Here is a 21,816-nt window from a genome sequence, read left to right on the forward strand (position 1 = left end):
TTTAGAAGCTGAGTTTTTCGTTCGCCATGAACTGCTCTAGATTGATGCACGGTATGCCGAAGTGCTGGCATACCGTGGGTATCTTGGCAGAATTTGGTTTAAAGACTTCTTCGGTAACAACGGTGAATCCGCGTGTTGCGGCTGCTGCGATCACGAAGGGGTCGGCAACCGGTGAGCCCGTCAGCCTCTGCTGCTCGCCGATGATGTTTTGGAAGTTCGGTATCACGAAGATTGCTGCAACGAATTGCAGCTCGTTCGCGTTTGGAGTCGTGAACATCTGTGAATGAGAGTCGAACCATTGGATCAGATGGGGGACAGGGGCTCCATTGCCCAGTTCCCTGCGCACTTCACGCGTTGAAACTATCACGCCGCTTTGAGCAAGAGCACTCAAGTGTTGCCAAAGAGAGCTGAATACTTGCGGATAATAGTGTTTAAGCTTGCTATAAGAGCCTGTGTCGAAGACGTACATCAGTTGCTCGTCCTGTGCAGAACAAGGTCTTCCAGACCGGGGATGTTTGCTGCCTTCACACCTAGATACTCAGCCGCGCGCTCAGACGATAATTGTCCTCGTAGTCGACGTGCGAATACTTCCCTTAAGAGCGTATCGCTTAGGTAGGCTCCTTTACTCGCATACCAACTCCCGCCGCCTGGTTCGCGCTCAGACATCTGAGCATTCCATTCTTCAGCCTTGCCCTCGTAGAAGACCTTGGTCGCTCGGCCTTCATTCAAGAAGCGGCGCAATATTGCCTCGCGGCTTACTCCGAAGTGCCGAGCAATAGCCGAAAAGTATGTGTCACCTAGTGCTTCAACATTACCAGGCGCCATCGCGGTCACTCGCGCAAATTCTTCTCGCGGAATGAGTACTTCGGCAGCCACTGCATTGCAGAAAACCTCTAAAGCTTGCTCGCGTGCGGGAAGTGCAGTGACGTAAGAAGAATCAAATTTAGAAATCCCGCTAACATTAAAAAGAATGTGTGCGAGCTCATGCAGTAGCGAAAATATTTGCCTGGTTTTAGTAGTGCTGTTGTTGATGTAGATCAACGGGAAATCTTGATCCCGCAGGCAGAAGCCGGAAATGGAATCCTGTTTGAAGCTGTCTTTAAAAACGAATATCCCAGCTTTTTCGATCGCTGCGCGCCAAGCTTTCAAAGCACGATCATCGTTACCCCAACCAGCCTGGCTGGCGCTATCGATTCCGAGTTCTTCTCGGATCAAGGTCGCTTGAGCAGCTAGATCTTGGTCCCAATTTAGCGAAATGTGATGCCAGATTTTCCTTGGGGCTGGATTGATATGGCTGTAAAGATCTTCCAGCCCAACTTGATAAGCGCGCGCTTTGCGCAGGTGCAGATAGGTGTCCCTTGAAAGGCTAGCCAAGTCTTCTTCAGGTAGGGTCCTGAACTGTTGCTTAGGGCTGACCTCTTGTGGAGGTGCCGGAAGGAAGAAGACAGCGAGCGGCCTCTTGTAGAGCTCGTACGCGAGGCGCTCGAGTTGTGGGTAGGTAGGAGCGCCTTGCCCAGACTCCCACGATTCCACCTCGGCCAGCTGCCGCTTCAACCGATTTGCTACGTCGTCCACTGACATACCGGCGCTCTCTCGAGCCCAGCGCATCACGCTAGGCTGGATGCCCACTACTGGCTCGCCTCTCATTGCAACTCCTTCCGTACAAACGAAGTATCGCCATTGAGGCTGCCCGACGCCAGTCCCACCGTGTGAGAAGCCGCCACGCCTTTACAGAGAGCGAACGCTGGCGCGCGCAATCGTCGCCCCGCCACGCCTGCGGGCTTCATGCATGGTTTTCGCTGCACCCCCGCAGGGTGGCACTAGGCCGCGCTGCTGCTGCCGATCCGCGCGGTTCGAGGGGGCCGCTCTTCCCTGCGGATCCCTGCGCGCCCTGGGGCTTTTGCGGGGGAGCGCGGCTGCGTTCCGTGGCTAGACCTCCCGGCGCATTTCGGCAAATGACCATCGGAACCAGGTAATCGGTAATCGGTGACCTGAAACAGGATCTAAGCGATTGATGCAACTGGGAAATTTAAGATTACCTTTTGGGGTGATTTAGGGTAATCAGCCTCCCATACGAAAGTTATGTGATTGAAATTTAAGGGTATTTTTTGGGAGGTTGATTACCTCCCCAAAAGGTAATCCCATTACCTCCCAATTACCCTTTAATTACCTTTGATATTGTTAAATAGGTTATTGATAAATATGGGGATTGTGGCGTATCGTGGCGAGGATTACCTAAATTACCTTGTTCCGATGGTCATCCCAAAAATTTCCCATTAGGGGCCTTTAAGGGGGCTCCAGCTACCGCCTTGCGCCCACGCTTGAGCACTCGCGCACTGACCGCCCGCCTTGCGTGATTGGCAACGCCTGCAGGGTGCCGCAGAAGTTCGAACTAGACCGAGCTGCCTGAGTCAGGCCTGCTGGCGCGCCGTCAGCACGTGGCGCGCGGAAGATCTGCCAGTGAGGTAGTGAAGCGTCCCGACAAGAGCTCTTGCCGCGAAGCCCATGCTGGAGAGTTCTGCCACCCGCTTGCACCGAGGCCGGCCGTACCCCGGCCGAAGCGTCGGTTGATAGCGTCCAAGGCGCTCATCAGCTTCTCGTCGCCGATGCGAGCCGGTGTGAATAGGTCGCCCTGCAGGTCTTCAGGCTTGGCTAGATCCATCAAGCACACGCCGGCCTTTTTGTAGGCGAAGCCTTCTCGCATGAAGCCCTGGAACAGCCGGCGTACAGTCGTGAGCACGATGCGGCTGTCAGAGGTGGCGGAGGCGAGTGGGGCGGTGCGTGATGGGTTGTGCTGCGGTACGCCCGGCTTGAACGAATCCGTTTCGGCAAAGATGCCAATCGCGCTCGAAGTCAATCCGCGAGCGCGCAGCTTCTCGGTGGCACGCATGGCGAAGGTGGCCAGCGCCTCTGACATATCTTGCGGGTCGCTTACCCATGTCCCGAACGATCGGCTGACCATGATTTGCTGCCGGTCTGGCTCGACCTCCTCGAGCTCGAGGCAGGCGTGACCCTGCAGCTCGCGCTGCGTGCGCGCCATCACCACTCCGAACTCCGCGAGCAGGTCGTCTGCAGCCGCATCCCGCAGATCCGCTGCCGTATACACACCGCGTGCCTGCAGCCTGGCGCTCCAGCGCCTACCAACGCCCCAGAGGTCGCCAACTGACGTGGCCCGCAGCACGGCATCGAGCTCGCTTGCACTGAGCGCTGCCAAGTCACAGACGCCGGCCAGGTCGGCCGGGTAGCTGCCCGGTTTGCGCGCCGCATCCTTGGCGACCCGGTTGGCCAACTTGGCCAAGGTCTTCGTCGGCGCGATGCCGATGCAGTTCGGGATGCCAGTCCATTGGTGAACGCGCTTGCGTAGGTCGACCGCGAGCTGCCGGCGATCGCGGATCCCGGCCAGGTCAAGGAACGACTCGTCAATGGAGTAAACCTCCACACGCGGCGCGGCTTGGCGAAGGATCACGCCGATGCGCGAGGCGATGTCGCCGTACAGACCGAAGTTTGCGGAGCGCAACGCCAGCCGCCGGCGGATCTGCGTGGGCACCTTGTGGATGGGCTGTCCCATCGTCACGCCTAGCGCCTTGGCCTCGTCCGATCGCGCAATGGCGCAGCCATCGTTGTTGCTCAGCACGACCAACGGCCTGCCGCGCAGCTCGGGCTGGAACACCCGCTCGCAGCTGGCGTAGAAGTTGTTGCCGTCGATCAACGCGAACATCAGCGGCCAGCGCGGGAATGAGCGCGCGTGACCTGGCGGACCACGCCCACGACCGCGAACACCTCGACCTCTGTGCCTGGCGCCAGGACGATCGGCGCGCAGTGTGGGCTGCGGCTGTGGAGCTCGATGTGGTCGTCCGCGACCTGAAGGATCTTGCAGACCGGCTGATTGCCGTCCCAGATGGCCAGCACCATGTCGCCATTGATCGGACTCACTGAACGATCCACCACAAGGATGTCCCCGTCACAGACGCCGGCCAAGATCATGCTCCAGCCCTCGGCCCGATACAGAAAGGTAGCCGGCGGATTCCGGATCAGTACCCGGTTCAGATCGAACTCGTCGTCCTGAAAGTCTTCAGCGGGCGAGGGGAACCCCAGCTGGATCCGGAGTGCGCTGACCGGCAGGTTCAGCGGCGCTGGCTCAAGGCAGGCAGGCCCGAGCAGGCGGGCGTAGGTATGGGGCGGCGGCAGGGACAACATGGCGCGAACTCTCGCGGGACGATGTCTCACAAGTCGAGACGGCCTGCCAAGTTAGCAAAATTACTAACGATTACGGCTCTGGCCGTGGACAACCGCACCAAACATAAGCGGAGTCATCCATCAGAATGCAGCAAGGGGTTGACAGAAATACAAGTACGGATATATAGTTCCGCGTCTGTCCATTGGACTGGTCAAGTGATGGCTCTATGAGCTACTTGAAGAATTATGAATACACAAAATATCTTTGAACTTCTAACCGACGACCCCGTCGAGTACACCTTAAATTCGCTCAAGGCTAAGCTCGCAATAGCGTTAGTTGAGCTCATCCGAGAAAAAGGCTGGACCCAGACCGCAACGGCTGAACAGCTCCAAATATCTCAGCCGCGCGTCAGCAACTTGGTGCGAGGCAAGTTGGACAAATTTTCCATTGACGCGCTTCTAAGCATGTTGGTGAGGACCGGTTATAAGATCGACTCAACCTTCGATCCGTCGAACAGTTCTATTCCCCTGACCATGGAAGTAAAAAAAGGGCGATGATCAACATCGCCCCCCTGAGCTAGCTCAGCTTTCGCACTCTTTTGATCACCAACTCTATCAGCTGACGATCTGTCCCGTCGGTTGTCTTCTTGCCCACGTACACCACATGAAGCTTGCCTGCTACCTTGGTGGTGTACACACATCTGAAACCTGGGCTGCCATTGATCTTGAGTTCAATGGCCGACATGCCTTTGGGAAGATGCAGATGAGCGAACTGAAGAAATGGCGCCCGTCCATGTTGAACAGCGGTAAGGCTGTTCCCGATTTGGGTGCGCTTATCCTTGGGGAGCTTTTTCAAGTCTTTGAGGGTGGAATCCACAAAGACAAGTTCTAACGGCACAAACTGTGCTTCAATCTTTTCTGCGTTTTCTTTCATTTTGGTTAAGACCCTTTTGTAGTTTTATTGCTCGGACGTTCATGACGATTCCTCTCTTTTGGTCGTCGGAGTGACGACCTTCATTACCAGCACAGTTGTGCGGGCTCGGCTATTATATCCAAGATTGCATAATTGTCAATGTGTGACGTTCGTCGTTGCAAAGCGTCACGAACCGACGATTGGCCGGATCGTTTGGCGGACGCTAGTGAAGGATTGCGGGAGGGGGGCGTACTGCACGCGCGTGCGCTAGCCTGTGTCCTATCTAAAAAAGATTGAGGGCCGCTTGGCGCCGAAGTCGCAGGCTGGAGTATCGGCACGCCCGGCACGCCCGGTGCAGCGGACGGTGCTGCGCAGGTTTACTCGCTCAGTGCTGATCCCGCAGTACTTAGGACGGCGTCTATTCGGCCGCTGGCGACGGTGCAGCCGCGTAGATAGAGGGGCAAGGTCCGGGGGGGGGGGCGTACTTAGGCAAGGCAGCGTGCTGACTCAGTTCTTACTTATGACTAACACCGATCAGTCGCGAATGAGACAGGTTTAGCCAGATAGCCTTCTTGATCTTCGCCATGGCGGCTGTGTCACTAGAAGGCTGCCGGTGGCCCAGCCACGGCACTCAGGCTCCTCCCGGAGCGGGAAAATGCACAGCAGGGCCATTGAGGGACTTGATGTTCGCGCCGTCCTGCCGGGAGAAAAAATAGGCTTAAGCTATTGATTTATAGTCTTAATGAGGCTTACTCTTAATCAATAGGTCCAAGGTTCGAATCCTTGACGGCCCACCAGACAGGCAGCCACTCAGCGAAAGTTGAGTGGCTGTTTTTCTTTGTGGCAAGCGCTGGTGCAAGCGGCGCTGCAACCGTGGTGTCGGCATGGACGCGCGTTCTTGTCTCTGCATCGATCGCATGACATGCGCCACGCTGTCGCGCGCGGTCGACAGGTCCCAGGCAGTAGCTGCCTGGACGTTGCAACGGACCGACTGACGAGCGGCGGCAGTGTCCTGCGCGCCGTCCGCCGTGGTCTCATCCTGCGTCCGTGGCGCCGTGCGCCTGCCGCTAGCGCTGCTTGTCGAGCAGTTGCTGGCGCACCGCGATGATGCAGCTCTCCTTGGTCAACAAATGCTCGAGTGCACTGTTGTCTGCGCGATTGCCGCTGCCCAGATCCACCACCGACACCTGCGTGCTGCCGCGTTGTTTGAATGCAGCGATGGCAGTGGTGGCGTTCTTCAACGGCACCGTGGCGTCATTGGAAGAGCCGCAGAGCAGCGTGCGTGTCCGCGGTGTCCAGTCCAGCAGATCGTTGCGGGCAAGATCCTTGCGGAAGGCGTTGTTCGGGTTGCGCGCAAAGTCGTTGTAGAAACTTGGCTGGAAGTAGCTGCGCACCTTGTCGATGGTTGGCAGCGAATCGCCGAGCGCCAGGTCGGTCAGTTCATGCGTGCCGGGGAAGAGCGCTTCGACCTTTCCGGCCCACGGGTCCTGGAAGACCTGCGACGGCGCCAGATAGAGGTTCTGGTAGGCGTGCTGCATACCGACCAGTGCGTAGGTCGCCAGCACCAGTCCGAAGCTGCTTTCGCCCACCGCGTTATGCCCGCTCCAGCTGTCCAGGAAACTCTGGCTGAGCGCGTAAGGCCCGGAAATCGGTGCGCTGGCAACCAGGTTGAACTCCTTGGAGAAATGCGCCTCGATTTCGCGCTGGGTTGCCATCGCGGCGTGTCCGCCTTGCGAGTACCCCGCGAGCATGACCTTGCCCGACAGCGGCGTGTTCAAGCGTGTCAGCACCTGCCGTGCGGCACGCATCGCGTCGATACTTGCACTGGCTTCGCTGGCGGCATGTAGATACGGATGGAAGGCATAGTTGGATTTGCCCAGTCCCAGGTAATCGGTGCTCACCACCACATAGCCCTGGCCGGCGAGCCGGGTGACCAACGGGTCATCGCCCTTCGCGTCGCGAATTTCCTTCGCCTGTTCTGCAGTGCGTAGTGGTTCGGTGCCCTGGTCCCAGCCAAGCAGGGGATAGGGTCCGTTGCAGGTTGCGCCGCCCGGCACCAGCAACACGGCCGACGCGGTGGCTGGCTCTCCGTGCACGCCGATCGTTGCATAGGTGATTTCGGCAACGCGGACATCGCATCTGGGCTGCTCGGCGGCCTTCTCGTCGGGCAGCAACGCGGCAAGCGCACTGCGCGTATAGCTGGTGAGGAAATTGCTGTTGAGCAAGGTACCTCGTGCGGGCGATGCCAATGCCATCACGGGTAACAGCGCCAGGGCAGTTGCAATGGCGGTAAACAGGCCGGACGACTTGCGAAGGTGTGTCTGAACCATGATGCATTTCCTCAGCGAGGTTGCCCCGTGACCGGGGTGTTGGGGATTGGCAAGGCGCTTGACGGTGATGTCGGTCGATAGCAAGACACGATGTTTCTCGACTGCCATACATGTGCTCTGTTCGCGACCGCAGTCGGCGACGAGCCATTGCCACGCGCTGGTCGTGAATGTTCGATGGCGATGCAGTCGATGTGGTGGTAGCCAGAAATGCCGGGACGTTCGGGTCGCCAGACTATGGGCTTGTGGATCGGGCAAGGATTCCGTATCCGCGAAGCGCGCACTCCCGGCGCGAACGCGAGATGCTCGGGTCACCCCATCGCCGGGATGTGTTTATCGGGTAGTGGCTACGCCAGGAAATGTGGGGTCGATGGCCGACCAATGCAGATGCGTTGCATGTAAGTGCATATGAGCATGCGACCGACGCCAGCGACGACGTTGCATCGGCGCGTATCAGCGATTCGATCTGGGATAGCGCATTGCAGGCGGTGTTCCGAAGCGCGCGCTGCATGCAGAGGATGCGTCACGTACCGATGCAGCAGCGACGGTCATCAGGCAGAGCTGTCGGAATAGTCGGTCATCAGGCATGCGTAGATCGATAAGACAGTGCTGTTACCGATGGATTGCACGCATCGGCACCATCAAGTTTCGCATGGCGATTTGCAGGCAGGCGCACTCGTCCTCGATCCATCGCTCATCGCCGACGCCACCCGTGTCCGCCTGTTGCCGTTGCTGGAACAATAAGACTCACCGCAGCCGAGCTGCCGGCCATCATGCAGTCAGCACGGTCTACGCGTTGCTCGTGCACGCATCCGCAAGCGCCCATCAGGCGTCGGCAGGTTGCAGTCGTGGGAAGGCAAGCGTAAAGCGCGCGCCCAGACCCGGTGCCGACGTCACGTCGACAAATCCGCCGGCCTGCCGGACTGCGCTGTACACCTGCGCCAGGCCCAGACCCGCGCCCTTGTCCGCACTTTTGGTGGTGAAATAGGCCTCGAATAACCGCGATTGCACATCGCTATCCATGCCATGTCCATCGTCGGCGACTGCGATGGTGACGTACTCCCCAGCGGGTTTTGTCAGGCTGGCTTCGGCGTCTGTCACGCTTGCATGGCCAGTCTCCACGCGGATGGTATCGCCGCCGTCGCATGCATCGCGCGCATTGATGACCAGGTTGAGTACTGCGCGCTCGAGGGTGTGCTGGTCAACCATGGCGCAACATGCGCCTGCGTCGTTGCGGACCTGCAGGCGCAAGTCCGCGCCGATGACCTGCTCCAGCAGCGGGGTGAGCTGTGCTGCCAATGCGCCCAGGTCGACCACGTCGGGGCTGTAGGGATACTGGCGCGAGAAGCCCACCAGGCGTTGCGCCATCACCGAGCCGTGCTGCAATGCTGCGTCGGCAACCCCGAGCAACTTGGTGTCCTGCGCATCGATCTTCCCGCGCTGGACCACCAGGTCGATCGCCGAGGTAGCGGCCTGCAGCACATTGTTCAGATCGTGCACGACGCCGGCCAGCAGTTGCCCAACCGCCTCGCCCTTTTGTGCCTGCTCGGAGATCTTTTCGGCAGCGCCTTGCGCGGCGCGCGCAATGTCCAGATCGTCTTCGATGCGTTCGCGCAGATCGCGCAGGTTATGCAGCTCGGTCGACAGGGTGTCCGCGCGCGTGCGCGCCAGCATCAGCGCGTCCATGGAGAATTCGCGCTCTGCCTTCAGGGTGCGATCCAGCGTGTGGAAAGCCGCTTCCAGCGCACGGCGGTCGGAGATGTTCTTGCTGACCGCCAGGATTGCCTCGACGTTGCCGGCCTCGTCGAACAGTGGGCTGGTGACCACCTGCCAGGTCTGGCGTACGCCTGCGAAGTTGACGCAGCTGGCCTCGAATTCATGGATCGAGCCCGCCAGCGATGCCGCCAGCGCCGTATCGACCAACGCGACGGCCTCGGCCGGCCAGAACTCCCGCCAGGGGCGAGAAAGCATCTGCTCCGGACCACTGGCGCCCAGGGCGGTCAATCCATTGACATTGACCGCTGTGATCCGCCCGTCGAGGTCGATCTCTTTGATGCAGTCTCGCGACAGTGCCACGATCTGACGGTATCGGTCTCTCATTGCGACAGCGCGCTCTCTGGGCTTGGGTTTAACGGAATTTTCGCAAATATTGACGCAGTCATGCGCACGCGACATCACCGGGTTTGGGCTGGAATCAGGCTGGCAGCGTAAACCGTTCAGTCGAGTCCGGTTCGCACTGGTCTCCAGAAAGCGAGGGCAGGCGGTCGCGTGCCGGCCTGCCACAGACCAGTCGCACCGCCTTGCCGGCCCGTTCGCAGCGCTTTTTCTTTGCCGGCATCCCTGCAACAATGCGCAGGCACCTGCGACATCGCGAAAGTGGCGGAATTGGTAGACGCACCAGATTTAGGTTCTGACGCCGCAAGGCGTGGGGGTTCGAGTCCCCCCTTTCGCACCAATGCAGTGCGGCCGTGAGTGCTCCGGCCGCTGCAGCTCCCGCAAACCGGCTTCAGGCTGCAGGCGCCATTGCGCGCGTCCCGCTGGTAGCCGCCGCCGTTATCGGCGAAACTACAAGGCTCGGCGGCTTTCTCGCCATCCGTCAACCCGCATCTTCCATCTCGTGCCGACGCTTGTGCAGTCGGTGGCAGGAGTCAACATGCAAGCATCGATCGAATCCACCGGCAATCTGGAACGCCGCCTGACCTTCACCCTGCCGCAGGAGCGTCTGGAGACCCACGTCGGCGGTCGCCTGCGCGAGCTGGCGCGGACCACGCGCATCAAGGGCTTCCGTCCCGGCAAGGTGCCCACCAAGGTCATCGAGCAGCGCTTCGGTCAGCAGGTGCGTGCCGAGGCGATGGAAGGTCTGTTGCGCGAAACCTTCGACACGGCCGTGCGCGAGCACTCGCTGCGTCTGGCCGGCAACCCGCGCATCGACCAGGGCGAAAGCGACTTCGACTTCGTCGCCACCTTCGAAGTGGTGCCCGACTTCGGCGATATCGATGTCGCCACGCTGTCGGTGGTGCGTCACACCGCCGAAGTGACCGATGCCGACATCGACCAGATGATCGAAAACCTGCGCCTGCAGCGCCGTACCTGGAACCCGGTCGAGCGCGGCGCGCAGGTCGGCGACCTGGTGGCGCTGGAGACCTGGTCGCAGGCCGGCGACGAGCGTTTGCCCGCCGAAGGCGTGGAGACCGGTAGCAGCGTGCTGGGCTCGGGCGTGATGTTCGACCAGATCGAAAAGGGCCTGGAAGGTCTGGCCAAGGGCGAAGACAAGACCCTGACTGTCGATTTCCCGGCCGAATGGCGCGTGCCGCAGCTGGCCGGCAAGACCGTGCAGGTGCACGTCAAGGCGGTCGAAGTCTCCGAGCCGGTGCTGCCGGTGGTGGACAAGGAGTTCATCAAGAGCTTCGGCGTCAAGAGTGGCGATGCCGAGCAGTTCCGCGCCGATATCCGCACCAACCTGGAGCGCGAGCTCAAGGGCGCGCTGATGAACCGCCTGCGTCGCGAAGTGGGCGAGCAGCTGATCGCCGCCTACGCGCACGTCGAAATGCCGCCGCGTCTGGTCGAGAACGAGGCCCGTTCCATGCTGGCCCAGCAGGTCGAGCAGGTGCGTCGCAGCGGGCGCGATCCGGGCCAGGTGCCGGACGATGCCTACCAGGGCTTCATGGATGCCGCCGGCAAGCGCGTGCTGGTCGGCCTGCTGGTCGGCGAAGTGGCCCGTCGCAACGAGCTGCGCCTGGAATCCAAGCGCGTCAGCGAAACGCTGCGTCTGATCGCTTCCACCTACGAAGAGCCGGAACAGGTCATTGAGATGTACCGTAACGACCCCCAACTGATGGGTGGGCTGCAGAGCCGTGTGATGGAAGAGCAGGTGATCGACTGGATCGCCGAGCGCGCCCAGCATACCGAGCAGCCGCTGTCGTTCCAGGACGCCATTCGCGTCTGATGCGGTAGCAAGAGAAGGACTGCGCCCTGCAGGATCGGGGGCGTGGATGTCGAACACGGGCAGCGGCACAGGCCGCTGCCATAACGGGAAGACTGATGAGCATTGTGACCAAAGCCCTGAACCTGGTGCCCATGGTGGTCGAACAGACCAGCCGTGGCGAGCGTGCGTACGACATCTACTCGCGTCTGCTGAAGGAGCGTCTGATCTTCCTGGTCGGTCCCATCGACGACCATATGGCCAACGTCATCGTGGCCCAGCTGCTGTTCCTGGAAGCGGATAACCCGGAAAAGGACATCAGCATCTACATCAACTCGCCCGGCGGCGTGGTCACGGCCGGCATGGCGATCTACGACACCATGCAGTACATCAAGCCGGACGTAAGCACGATCTGCGTCGGCCAGGCTGCCTCGATGGGCGCATTGCTGCTGGCCTCCGGTGCCGCCGGCAAGCGCTATGCGCTGCCGAATTCGCGCGTGATGATCCATCAGCCGCTCGGTGGCTTCCAGGGCCAGGCGACCGATATCGACATCCATGCGCGCGAGATCCTGACCCTGCGTTCGCGCCTGAACGAGATCCTGGCCAAGCACACCGGCCAGTCGCTGGAAACCATCGCGCGCGACACCGAGCGCGACAACTTCAAGAGCGCGGTCGACGCACAGGCCTATGGCTTGGTGGATCAGGTGCTGGAACGTCGTCCGGAAGAGTCGATCCAGCCGTCTTGATCGCCAGATTGCTGAAATTGCAGGAAAAACCGGCAGGGTCGGGCTGGGCGAATGTCCTCCCGACCCTGTGCTATTCTCGAAATCGAACCCCCGTGCATCGGGTGGGGTAACTGGGTAACAGAAGCATGAGCGAAGACCGCCAAGGTCGTTCCGGCGACAGCAACAAGATTCTCTACTGCTCGTTCTGCGGTAAGAGTCAGCATGAAGTCCGCAAGCTGATTGCCGGTCCCAGCGTATTCATCTGCGATGAGTGCGTTGAGCTGTGCAACGACATCATTCGCGAAGAGCTCGAAGAGAAGGCGCAGTCGGCCCGTTCCAGCCTGCCCAAGCCGCGCGAGATCCTCGAAGTGCTGGATCAGTACGTGATCGGGCAGTTGCGTGCCAAGCGCACGCTTGCAGTGGCGGTGTACAACCACTACAAGCGGATCGAGAGCCGCAGCAAGAACGACGACGTCGAACTCGCCAAATCCAACATCCTGCTGGTCGGTCCGACCGGCTCGGGCAAGACGCTGCTGGCCGAAACGCTGGCGCGCCTGCTCAATGTGCCGTTCACGATCGCCGATGCGACCACTCTGACCGAAGCCGGCTATGTCGGCGAGGACGTGGAAAACATCATCCAGAAGCTGCTGCAGAAGTGCGACTACGACGTCGAGAAGGCGCAGCAGGGCATCGTCTATATCGATGAAATCGACAAGATCTCGCGCAAGAGCGAGAACCCGTCGATCACCCGCGACGTGTCCGGCGAAGGCGTGCAGCAGGCGCTGCTGAAGCTGATCGAAGGCACGGTCGCCTCGGTGCCGCCGCAGGGCGGGCGCAAGCATCCGCAGCAGGAGTTCCTGCAGGTGGACACCAAGAACATCCTGTTCATCTGCGGCGGCGCCTTCGCTGGCCTGGACAAGGTGATCCAGGCGCGTTCCAACGATGCCGGCGGCATCGGCTTCGGTGCCAAGGTCAAGAGCAGCGAGCGCAAGCAGGAAGTCGGCAAGATCCTGGCCGAGGTCGAGCCGGAAGACCTGATCAAGTTCGGCCTGATCCCCGAGTTCGTCGGCCGCCTGCCGGTGGTCGCAACGCTCGAGGAACTGGACGAGCCGGCCCTGATCAAGATCCTGACCGAGCCGAAGAACGCCATCACCAAGCAGTTCAAGAAGCTGTTCGACATGGAAGGCGTGGAACTGGAGTTCCGCCCGGACGCACTGTCTGCGATCGCCAAGAAGGCGCTCAAGCGCAAGACCGGCGCGCGTGGCCTGCGCACCATCGTCGAATCGGTGCTGCTGGACACGATGTACGAGCTGCCATCGCAGGAAAACGTGAGCAAGGTGGTGGTGGACGAGTCGGTCATCGAGCACAAATCCGAGCCGTATCTGATCTACCAGGCGCAACCGGCTCCGGCCAAGGCCGCGTCGGGCGACTGAGTCCTGTGGCCGTGGAGCCAGGCCCAGCCCCGGCTCGCGGTTAAAGGGGATCCAAGCGCTACTTGCAACACCTCGCCGATGGCCCCATAACGGGGCCATCGGCTTTTTTTACGCCTCAAATCCCCATTCCTGCGGAGCGCCCCATGGCCCAGTCCCAACCAGAAGTTCTCGATCTGCCGGTGTTGCCGCTGCGCGACGTGGTGGTGTTTCCGCACATGGTGATTCCGCTGTTCGTCGGCCGTGACAAGTCGATGCGCGCGCTGGAAAAGGCCATGGAGGCGGACAAGCGCATCCTGCTGGTGGCGCAGAAGTCAGCCGAGACCGACGACCCGGCTGCCGGCGATCTGTACACCGTCGGCACCCTGGCCCAGGTGCTGCAACTGCTCAAACTGCCCGACGGCACCATCAAGGTGCTGGTCGAGGGCTTGTCGCGGGTCACCGTCGACAAGGTCGTCGAGCTGGACGGCGCATTGCAGGGGCAGGGCATCGAAGTCGAGGCCAGCGATGGCCGTGAGGCGCGGGAAGTGGAAGCGATCGCGCGCTCGTTGATGTCGCTGTTCGAGCAGTACGTCAAGACCAATCGCAAGTTGCCGCCCGAGCTGTTGCAGACCCTGGCCGGCATCGACGAGCCAGGCCGCCTGGCCGACACCATCGCCGCGCACATCGGCGTGCGCCTGGCCGACAAGCAGCGCCTGCTGGAGATCACCGAGATCGGCGAGCGGCTGGAGCTGCTGGTTGGGCTGGTAGACGGCGAAATCGACGTGCAGCAGCTGGAAAAGCGCATCCGCGGTCGCGTGAAGTCGCAGATGGAAAAGAGCCAGCGCGAGTACTACCTCAACGAACAGATGAAGGCGATCCAGAAGGAGCTGGGCGATCTGGACGACGCGCCGGGCGAGCTGGAAGAGCTGGCGCGCAAGATCGCCGAGTCCGGCATGCCCAAGCCGGTCGAGACCAAGGCCAAGGCCGAGCTCAACAAGCTCAAGCAGATGTCGCCGATGTCTGCGGAAGCCGCCGTGGTGCGCAACTATCTGGATTGGTTGCTGGGCGTGCCGTGGAAGAAGCGCACCAAGGTCCGCAAGGACCTCAAGGTTGCCGAAGACACGCTGGACGCCGATCACTACGGCCTGGACAAGGTCAAGGAGCGCATCCTCGAGTACCTCGCCGTGCAGTCGCGGGTGAAGCAGATGAAAGGCCCGATCCTGTGCCTGGTCGGCCCGCCGGGCGTGGGCAAGACCTCGCTCGGGCAGTCGATCGCCAAGGCGACCAACCGCAAGTTCGTGCGCATGAGCCTTGGCGGTATCCGCGACGAGGCCGAGATTCGTGGCCATCGCCGGACCTATGTCGGTTCGATGCCCGGCCGCCTGGTGCAGAACCTCAACAAGGTCGGCAGCAAGAATCCGCTGTTCCTGTTGGATGAGATCGACAAGATGTCGATGGACTTCCGCGGCGACCCGTCGTCGGCGCTGCTGGAGGTGCTCGACCCCGAGCAGAACAACTCCTTCAACGACCATTACCTGGAAGTGGACCTGGACCTGTCGGAGGTGATGTTCGTCGCCACCTCCAACTCGCTCAATATTCCCGGTCCGTTGCTGGACCGCATGGAAGTGATCCGCATCCCCGGCTACACCGAGGATGAGAAACTCAACATCGCCATGCGTTACCTGGTGCCCAAGCAGATCAAGGCCAATGGCCTGAAGCCAGAAGAGATCGAGATCGGTAGCGATGCGATCCAGGACATCGTGCGTTACTACACGCGCGAATCGGGCGTGCGTAATCTTGAGCGCGAAGTGGCCAAGATCTGCCGCAAGGTGGTCAAGGAAATTGCGCTTGCCGGTCCGCAACCGGTTGCCAAGAAGGCGGTCGCCAAGAAGGGCAAGCCAAAGGCACTGGTGACGGTCAACGCGAAGAATCTCGACAAGTACCTGGGCGTGCGTCGCTTCGACTTCGGTCGCGCCGAAGAGGAAAACGAAATCGGTCTGGTCACCGGCCTGGCCTGGACCGAAGTCGGCGGCGAGCTGTTGCAGGTCGAATCCACACTGGTGCCGGGCAAGGGCAACCTGATCCTCACCGGTCAGCTCGGCAACGTCATGAAGGAGTCGGCATCGGCGGCCTTGTCGGTGGTGCGTTCGCGCGCCGAGCGTCTTGGCATCGATGTGGATTTCCTGCAGAAGCAGGACGTGCACGTGCACGTACCCGATGGCGCGACGCCGAAGGATGGCCCGAGCGCAGGTATTGCGATGGTGACCTCGCTGGTGTCGGTGTTGACCCGGGTGCCGATCCGCGCCGATGTGGCGATGACCGGCGAGATCACGTTGCGCGGTCGCGTGTCGGCGATCGGTGGCTTGAAGGAGAAATTGCTGGCGGCACTACGTGGTGGCATCCGCACCGTGTTGATCCCCGACGAGAACCGCAAGGACCTGGCGGACATCCCGGCCAACGTCACGCGCGACTTGAAGATCGTGCCGGTCAAGTGGATCGACGAAGTGCTGGATCTCGCCCTGGAGCGTCCGCTGGCACCCAAGAAGGTGGGTAAGGAAAAAGCCCGCAAGACTGCGTCGCGCGTTGCTGTGCGTGGCAAGTCGCGCACTACCCCGGGTACCCGCGTCAAGCACTAACGTGCGCTGTCTAAGACGTCCCGAAACAAGCCAAAACCCGCGTCGTTATTGGGTTTTGGCTTGCGTGCTGTTGGGGGCGCTGGTATAAATGCACGACTCGTGGGCGCGGCAAAATGTGATGCGTCACGCGATACCACTTGTGTCGGGTTCTTCGCTAACGGCAAGAGCGCCGATTGTCGATTCCGCGGCATCTGCCGCAAAGGGAGTTTCAAGAATGAATAAAACCGAATTGATCGATGGCGTTGCCGCTGCCGCTGACATCTCCAAGGCTGAAGCTGGCCGTGCTGTCGACGCGGTTGTGAGCGAAATCACCAAGGCGCTGAAGAAGGGCGACGCTGTCACCCTCGTTGGCTTCGGCACCTTCCAGGTCCGCGAGCGCGCTGAGCGTACCGGCCGCAATCCGAAGACCGGCGACAGCATCAAGATCGCTGCTTCGAAGAATCCTGCATTCAAGGCTGGCAAAGCCCTGAAGGATGCAGTAAACTAATCGACTCGCTAGGGTGCTTAGCTCAGCGGTAGAGCGTCTCCCTTACACGGAGAGGGTCGGGGGTTCGAAACCCTCAGCACCCACCACTAAGCACCAAGCAAAGTTTTAAGCGCGGAGCGGTAGTTCAGCTGGTTAGAATGCTGGCCTGTCACGCCGGAGGTCGCGGGTTCGAGTCCCGTCCGCTCCGCCAGTTACACCGAAGCCCCTGAGCAATTGGGGGCTTCGTTTTCTCCACGACATTCGCGATGCGACTGCAGTGGGGTAGATGTCCAAGTTTAAAGCGGAGCGGTAGTTCAGCTGGTTAGAATGCTGGCCTGTCACGCCGGAGGTCGCGGGTTCGAGTCCCGTCCGCTCCGCCAGTTATACCCAAGCCCTCGGCCTTGTGCCGGGGGCTTTTTTGTTGGCTGTTTGAAGTTGTCCGGCGAGTGGATGGCGCATTGGCCTTTGGTGGTGGGAGCTCGGATCGGGCGCGGCGGTAACCCGATCCCATGGCGATCTCATCGCGGCGCTTGCCGTCTGTGCCGATGCAGTGCCTCACCTTTGCTGCATCTTGACCCGGGGCTGGCGGGCGTTGGGCTGGGTGCTTGGCGTCAGGCGGGTTACACTGCGCGGCTCGCCCACAGGCCGTGATTTGCCAATGCTGCAGAAACTTCGCGACAAGACGTCAGGCTGGATCGCTACCGCCATCCTGGGGTTGCTGATGATTCCGTTCCTGTTCGTCATCGACTCCAGCTACCTGGGCGGCATTGGCGCCAATAATGTCGCCAAGGTGCAGGCGCCACCGACCTGGTGGAAATCGGCACCCACGTGGTGGCCGGTCTCGCTGCTGTGGCAGCACCATGAGATCAGCACGCAGGATTTCCGTGCGCGCTTCGAACAGGCGCGCATGCAGGAGCGCCAGCGGCAGGGTGAGAACTTCGACCCGCGCACCTTCGAATCCCGCGAAAACAAGCTGCAGGTGCTCGACCAGCTGGTGGACGAGCAAGTCGTACGGCTTGGCGCCGAAGACGCCGGCATCGTGATCGGCGATGCCACGGTACGCGATTACATCGCCAATATTCAGGCGTTTCAGGTCGATGGTAAGTTCAGCCCGGACCAGTACCGCGCCGCATTGGCGCAGGGCACGCCACCGCGCACGCCGGCGCAGTTCGATGCGCTGGTGCGCGACAGCTTGCAGCAGTCGGTGATCCCGCAGGCCGTTGCCGAATCGGGGTTTGCGACCAAGACCGAATTCGAGCGCCTGCTCAAGCTGATGGGTGAAACGCGCGATGTGGAGTTGGCGATGTTGCCGGCTCCGGCTGCCGATACCGCACCGGTCAGCGATGCGCAGATCAAGCAGTGGTACGACACCCATGCACAGGATTTCCGCCAGCCGGAGACCGTGAGCATCGAGTACGTCGAGCTCAATGCCGCCACGATGCCGCCGGCGACTGCTGCCGACGAGGCGACGTTGCGCAAGCGTTACGAAGAGGAAAAGGCGCGCTTTGTCGAGCCGGACCAGCGTCTGGCGTCGCACATCCTGATCAGTGCAGGTGGCGATGCCGCTGCGCAGAAGGCGGCCGAAGCCAAGGCGGCCAAGCTCGCTGCGGAAGCCAAGCAGCCGGGTGCCGATTTCGCCGCGCTGGCCAAGGCCAATTCGCAGGACCCGGGCTCCAAGGATGCCGGTGGCGACCTGGGTTGGGTCGAGAAGGGCACCATGGTCAAGCCGTTCGAAGACGCGCTGTTTTCGATGAAGGCCGGCGACGTGGTCGGGCCGATCAAGACCGAGTTCGGCTATCACGTGATCCAGTTGCGCGAGGTCAAGGGCGGGCAGGGCAAGTCGTTCGAGCAGGTGCGCGACCAGCTTGCTGCCGAGCAGCTCAAGGCCGACGCCGACAAGGCGTACGCCGATGTCAGCGGCAAGTTGGTGGATCAGGTCTACAAGAATCCGACTGCCCTGGAGCCGGCGGCCAAGCAGGTCGGTTTGCCGGTGCAGACCCTGGGCCCGTTCTCGCGTACCAACGCCAGCGGCATTGCGGCCAACCCGGCGGTGCTGCGTTCGGCGTTCTCCGAAACGTTGGTGCAGGACGGCACGGTGAGCGACCCGATCACCATCGCCCCTAACCACAGCGTGATGCTGCGCGTGACCAATCACACTGCCGAGCAGGCATTGCCGTTGGACAAGGTGCGCGACAAGGTGATTGCCGCGGTGCATGCCGACCGTACCGAGAAAGCCGCCGCCGCCGCCGCCGATGCACTGCTGGCACGCGTGCAGAAGGGTGAAACCCTGCAGGCGCTGGCGGCAACCGAGAAGCTGCAGGTGCAGCCGATCCCGGGGCTGCCGCGCACGGCGCCGATTCCGACGCCGGCGGCAAATCGCGCAATCTTCAGTGCGCCCCGTCCGACCGAGGGTAAGCCCTCGGTGGGCAAGGTGGAACTGGATGGCGGCCGCTTTGCGGTGTTCGTGATCAGCAAGGCGACGCCGGGCGACCTGAAGCAGATGCCGGCCGAGCAGCAGACGATGCTGCGCGAGCAGCTGAGCCAGATCGATGGCAACAATGCCGCGCAGGCCTACGTCAAGGAAATGCGCAAGCGCTACAAGATCCAGATCGAAGAGGCGCAGCTGTAACGGCTGGCTGTCAATGGATACAAGGAAAGGGCCCGGGCGACCGGGCTTTTTCTTTGTGCGCTGGTGGCGTTGGGTGTCGGTACGGTGCGCATGTGTTGCAGCCGCTGATACGAACGGGGACGAAGTCAACGCTTAAGTGATTGGCGAGTGCACGTGGGCTGCGCGGTAGGTGCCGCCGATGAGCAATCGCGTGGCTGCGGGCGGGTGCAGCCGGTGCTAGGAATCGGGATGTAGCGCTCGTGCACTCACCAGATGCTGAGCGCCGCCCACACCCGGCTGGAGGACGCACTCGATACCTCCAGTCGCCCGTAGCGGTGCGGCGACGCATTGCTCTTGTCCGGGACGTGAGGCTTGGATGTTGGCAGTGCGGATACCTGACCAGCGCTGCGCCAACCGTTCTTGGAGCGCGCCGCACATCTTCCTCTGATTCGGACAGCTGAAATCCGTGCGGGAAGCGCGCAGGGCCGATGACTGGAACGCCGGTGGCGCGTTGCCGCGTCGACCGATGCCGGCAAGCGATCAAGACATGCGCGATGTCACTCGATACATGCGCAGCAGTCAGTCAGGGCGCTTGGAGGCCTGGGGTCTTCTTGAGCGACAGCGACAGGAGAGCCAGGCACGCGGCAGCCAGTCGCGCGCGGCCGATCAGGCGGCCTGCTCAGGGCGTGTCGTTGAACGACAACACCATGCCCGGCTTCAAGACGGCACGCTTGTCCAGGCCATTGCTGGCGAGCAGGGTGGCGACGGTAATGCCGTAGCGACGGGCGATGGCCCACGCGGATTCGCCGTTGCGCACGGTATGGGTGCGGGCGGGTGAAGGGCGGGACATCCTGGTCGTCGTGGTGCTGGCGACCGCTGTCGCAGGGCCTGCAGTGTCAGCATTCATGCCCGCAGGGGTAGATGCGACCACCGCACCGCTGGAGCCGGGCTGCGCTGCCGCTGCGGGGGCGAGTACGTGGACGCCTTTGGGTGCCGCACGGGCGCTTGCCACTGCAGGGTTCAGGCGCGCCAGCAACTGCGGCTCGATCGCGCGCTGCCCGGCCCAGGTATTGAGGCTGGTGCCGGCCGGCAGTGCGTGCTCGGTCAGTACCGGCACCTGGCGATCCAGTGAGGTCAGCAAGGTGCCCTGCTGCTGCGCATGATCGAGCACGCAGGCCAGTGCATGCAGCTTTTCGACATAGTCGTAGGTGACCTTGGACATGCCGGGCAGCTCGGACGGGCGCGCGTTCTGCGCATTCATGCCGGCACTGCGCATGGCCTGCAGGACGCGGTACTCGCCAGCGTTGTAGGCCATCAGTGCCAGGCGCCAGTCGCCGCCGAACATACCGTACAGGGTCTTGAGGTAGCGCACCGCGGCGGTGGTGGAATCCACGGCCGACAGGCGGCCGTCGTACTGCGCGCCGACCGGCACATGGTGATTGCGCGCGGTGGTGGCGATGAACTGCCACAGCCCTGCCGGGCCGCTGCCGTTGCGTGCGCCGGGGCGGTATCCGCTCTCGACGAACGGAATCAGCGCAAATTCGGTCGGCATGTCCGCGGCTCGCAGTTCGTCGACCACGTAACCAAACAACGGCAGGACGTCCTGACCGTCGTCGGCCAGGCGCGCGGGGGCCCGCGAGAAATGCTGTTCCCAGCGGGTATCGCTATGCTCGCTGTCGCAACCCGGATCGGCACGGCCTTCCAGGAACGACGAGAAGATCTCGCGGCCATTGCGCGTATCGGGCCCAGCGGATCCGGCAGCAGCGGTGGCGACGGAGCGACTTGCGTCGTTGGACCAGGCCGCTGCCGGCGCGATGGCCGCAACGGCGGCCAACGCTGCCAAAATCACCCGCCTCATGCGCGAAATTCGTCTTTCCAGCGCCTAAGTTCGGCGAAAACGTCTACTTCGGAGAAAAGTGCGCCGGCTGCGTGTGGTGCCACGGCGGCGCGGATTTCAGGACGGCTGGTACGTAAGAACGGATTGGTGGCCAGTTCACTCTTGAGCGAAATCGGCAGGGTAGGACGGGCTGCTTGACGCATGGCCTGGGCTTCCTGTTGACGGCGCTGCAAGGCAGCGTTGGTTGGATCGACGTGCAGCGCGAAGGCTGCGTTGGCCAGGGTGTATTCATGGCCGCAACACACAAGCGTTTCGCCGGGCAGAGATGCCAGGCGCTGCAACGAGTCGAACATCTGAGGAGCGGTACCTTCGAACATCCGCCCACAGCCTAGGCTGAACAGGGTATCACCACTGAACAGATGGCGATCTGTCACAAAGGCGATGTGGCTGCGGGTGTGGCCGGGGACCTCGATCACCTCGAAGCTGGTTTCCAGCAGCTGCAAGCGCTCGCCCTGGGCAACGCGCCGGGCATCTGCAGGGATGCGTTGGTCATCGGGACCGAACAGTTCGAGTTCCGGCCAGCGCTGCTGCAGCGCGGCTACGCCGCCGATGTGGTCGTCATGGTGATGGGTGAGCAATACCGCGCTGGGGGCCCAGCCATCGCGCTCCGCGGCGGCGATGACCGGCTCGGCCTGGCCGGGGTCGACAACGACGGCGCGGCCATCCGCGGCGACCAGCGCCCAGATGTAGTTGTCGTCGAATGCGGGCAGGGCGGTCAGTCGCATAGAATTGGG

16 protein-coding genes and 4 tRNA genes are annotated in these 21,816 nt (G+C 61.7%); 11 read left to right on the forward strand and 9 right to left on the reverse strand.

Annotated features, from left to right (window positions below; translation table 11 throughout):
• Nucleotide 1 precedes the first annotated feature (1 nt).
• The 4 genes from FHY18_RS06790 to FHY18_RS06805 all read right to left on the reverse strand — a co-directional run bounded on the left by FHY18_RS06790 (nt 2) and on the right by FHY18_RS06805 (nt 4,197).
• Nucleotides 2–469 (reverse strand): PIN domain-containing protein, encoded by a 468-nt coding sequence (locus FHY18_RS06790; protein WP_259152960.1) that lies wholly within the window; start codon nt 467–469, stop codon nt 2–4.
• Nucleotides 469–1,581, reverse strand: coding sequence for an ImmA/IrrE family metallo-endopeptidase (locus tag FHY18_RS06795; RefSeq protein ID WP_259152962.1), 1,113 nt, complete (start codon nt 1,579–1,581; stop codon nt 469–471). Before FHY18_RS06795 ends, FHY18_RS06790 begins: the two co-directional genes overlap by 1 nt.
• Nucleotides 1,582–2,431: 850 nt before the next feature.
• Complete coding sequence (locus FHY18_RS06800; RefSeq protein WP_259152963.1) at nt 2,432–3,718, reverse strand: Y-family DNA polymerase; 1,287 nt, start codon at nt 3,716–3,718, stop codon at nt 2,432–2,434.
• Nucleotides 3,718–4,197 carry a S24 family peptidase gene (locus FHY18_RS06805; protein ID WP_259152964.1) on the reverse strand — a complete coding sequence of 160 codons (480 nt, stop codon included), beginning with the start codon at nt 4,195–4,197 and terminating at the stop codon, nt 3,718–3,720. Before FHY18_RS06805 ends, FHY18_RS06800 begins: the two co-directional genes overlap by 1 nt.
• 225 nt (nt 4,198–4,422) lie before the next feature.
• On the opposite strand from FHY18_RS06805, the gene FHY18_RS06810 reads away from it, so the two are divergent.
• Entirely contained in the window at nt 4,423–4,734 is a 312-nt protein-coding gene (locus FHY18_RS06810) for a helix-turn-helix transcriptional regulator (protein WP_259152965.1), read from the forward strand.
• Between the two features lie 19 nt (nt 4,735–4,753).
• Here the strand turns inward: FHY18_RS06810 and FHY18_RS06815 are convergent, their stop codons facing one another.
• The 3 genes from FHY18_RS06815 to FHY18_RS06825 all read right to left on the reverse strand — a co-directional run bounded on the left by FHY18_RS06815 (nt 4,754) and on the right by FHY18_RS06825 (nt 9,516).
• A complete protein-coding gene (locus tag FHY18_RS06815; protein WP_259152966.1) occupies nt 4,754–5,110 on the reverse strand; it encodes a type II toxin-antitoxin system RelE/ParE family toxin in 357 nt (118 codons plus the stop codon).
• A 1,046-nt stretch (nt 5,111–6,156) separates the two neighbouring features.
• A complete protein-coding gene (locus FHY18_RS06820; protein WP_259152967.1) occupies nt 6,157–7,419 on the reverse strand; it encodes a lipase family protein in 1,263 nt (420 codons plus the stop codon).
• An 822-nt stretch (nt 7,420–8,241) separates the two neighbouring features.
• Nucleotides 8,242–9,516: an ATP-binding protein gene (locus FHY18_RS06825; RefSeq protein ID WP_259153950.1), complete on the reverse strand. Its 1,275-nt coding sequence runs from the start codon at nt 9,514–9,516 to the stop codon at nt 8,242–8,244.
• A 270-nt stretch (nt 9,517–9,786) separates the two neighbouring features.
• Here FHY18_RS06825 and FHY18_RS06830 point away from each other — a divergent pair.
• From FHY18_RS06830 to FHY18_RS06875, 10 genes are all read left to right on the forward strand, one after another.
• Nucleotides 9,787–9,871: transfer RNA gene (locus FHY18_RS06830), tRNA-Leu, on the forward strand.
• A 198-nt stretch (nt 9,872–10,069) separates the two neighbouring features.
• Nucleotides 10,070–11,362: a trigger factor gene (gene tig / locus FHY18_RS06835; protein WP_259152968.1), complete on the forward strand. Its 1,293-nt coding sequence runs from the start codon at nt 10,070–10,072 to the stop codon at nt 11,360–11,362.
• A gap of 95 nt (nt 11,363–11,457) precedes the next feature.
• Nucleotides 11,458–12,084 (forward strand): ATP-dependent Clp endopeptidase proteolytic subunit ClpP, encoded by a 627-nt coding sequence (gene clpP / locus FHY18_RS06840; protein ID WP_002806026.1) that lies wholly within the window; start codon nt 11,458–11,460, stop codon nt 12,082–12,084.
• A 125-nt stretch (nt 12,085–12,209) separates the two neighbouring features.
• A complete protein-coding gene (gene clpX, locus FHY18_RS06845) occupies nt 12,210–13,496 on the forward strand; it encodes an ATP-dependent Clp protease ATP-binding subunit ClpX (protein ID WP_046963201.1) in 1,287 nt (428 codons plus the stop codon).
• Nucleotides 13,497–13,639: 143 nt separating this feature from the next.
• On the forward strand, nt 13,640–16,111 hold the full coding sequence (gene lon, locus FHY18_RS06850; RefSeq protein ID WP_259153021.1) for an endopeptidase La: 2,472 nt from the start codon (nt 13,640–13,642) through the stop codon (nt 16,109–16,111).
• 214 nt (nt 16,112–16,325) lie between these two features.
• Nucleotides 16,326–16,598: an HU family DNA-binding protein gene (locus FHY18_RS06855; protein WP_002806049.1), complete on the forward strand. Its 273-nt coding sequence runs from the start codon at nt 16,326–16,328 to the stop codon at nt 16,596–16,598.
• 11 nt (nt 16,599–16,609) lie between these two features.
• Nucleotides 16,610–16,684 (forward strand) — tRNA-Val (locus tag FHY18_RS06860).
• Nucleotides 16,685–16,711: 27 nt separating this feature from the next.
• Nucleotides 16,712–16,788: transfer RNA gene (locus tag FHY18_RS06865), tRNA-Asp, on the forward strand.
• A gap of 92 nt (nt 16,789–16,880) precedes the next feature.
• A tRNA-Asp gene (locus FHY18_RS06870) sits at nt 16,881–16,957 on the forward strand.
• 278 nt (nt 16,958–17,235) lie between these two features.
• Entirely contained in the window at nt 17,236–19,206 is a 1,971-nt protein-coding gene (locus tag FHY18_RS06875; protein ID WP_259153024.1) for a peptidylprolyl isomerase, read from the forward strand.
• Nucleotides 19,207–19,864: 658 nt separating this feature from the next.
• On the opposite strand, the gene FHY18_RS06880 is transcribed toward FHY18_RS06875, so the two are convergent.
• Together FHY18_RS06880 and gloB are read right to left on the reverse strand one after the other, a co-directional pair.
• Nucleotides 19,865–21,043, reverse strand: coding sequence for a lytic transglycosylase domain-containing protein (locus tag FHY18_RS06880; RefSeq protein WP_259153026.1), 1,179 nt, complete (start codon nt 21,041–21,043; stop codon nt 19,865–19,867).
• Nucleotides 21,040–21,807 carry a hydroxyacylglutathione hydrolase gene (gloB, locus tag FHY18_RS06885; RefSeq protein WP_259153028.1) on the reverse strand — a complete coding sequence of 256 codons (768 nt, stop codon included), beginning with the start codon at nt 21,805–21,807 and terminating at the stop codon, nt 21,040–21,042. Before gloB ends, FHY18_RS06880 begins: the two co-directional genes overlap by 4 nt.
• Between the last annotated feature and the right edge of the window lie 9 nt (nt 21,808–21,816).

It is taken from the genome of Xanthomonas sp. 3793 (assembly GCF_024806835.1).
In the GTDB taxonomy this organism is placed as follows: domain Bacteria; phylum Pseudomonadota; class Gammaproteobacteria; order Xanthomonadales; family Xanthomonadaceae; genus Xanthomonas; species Xanthomonas arboricola_F.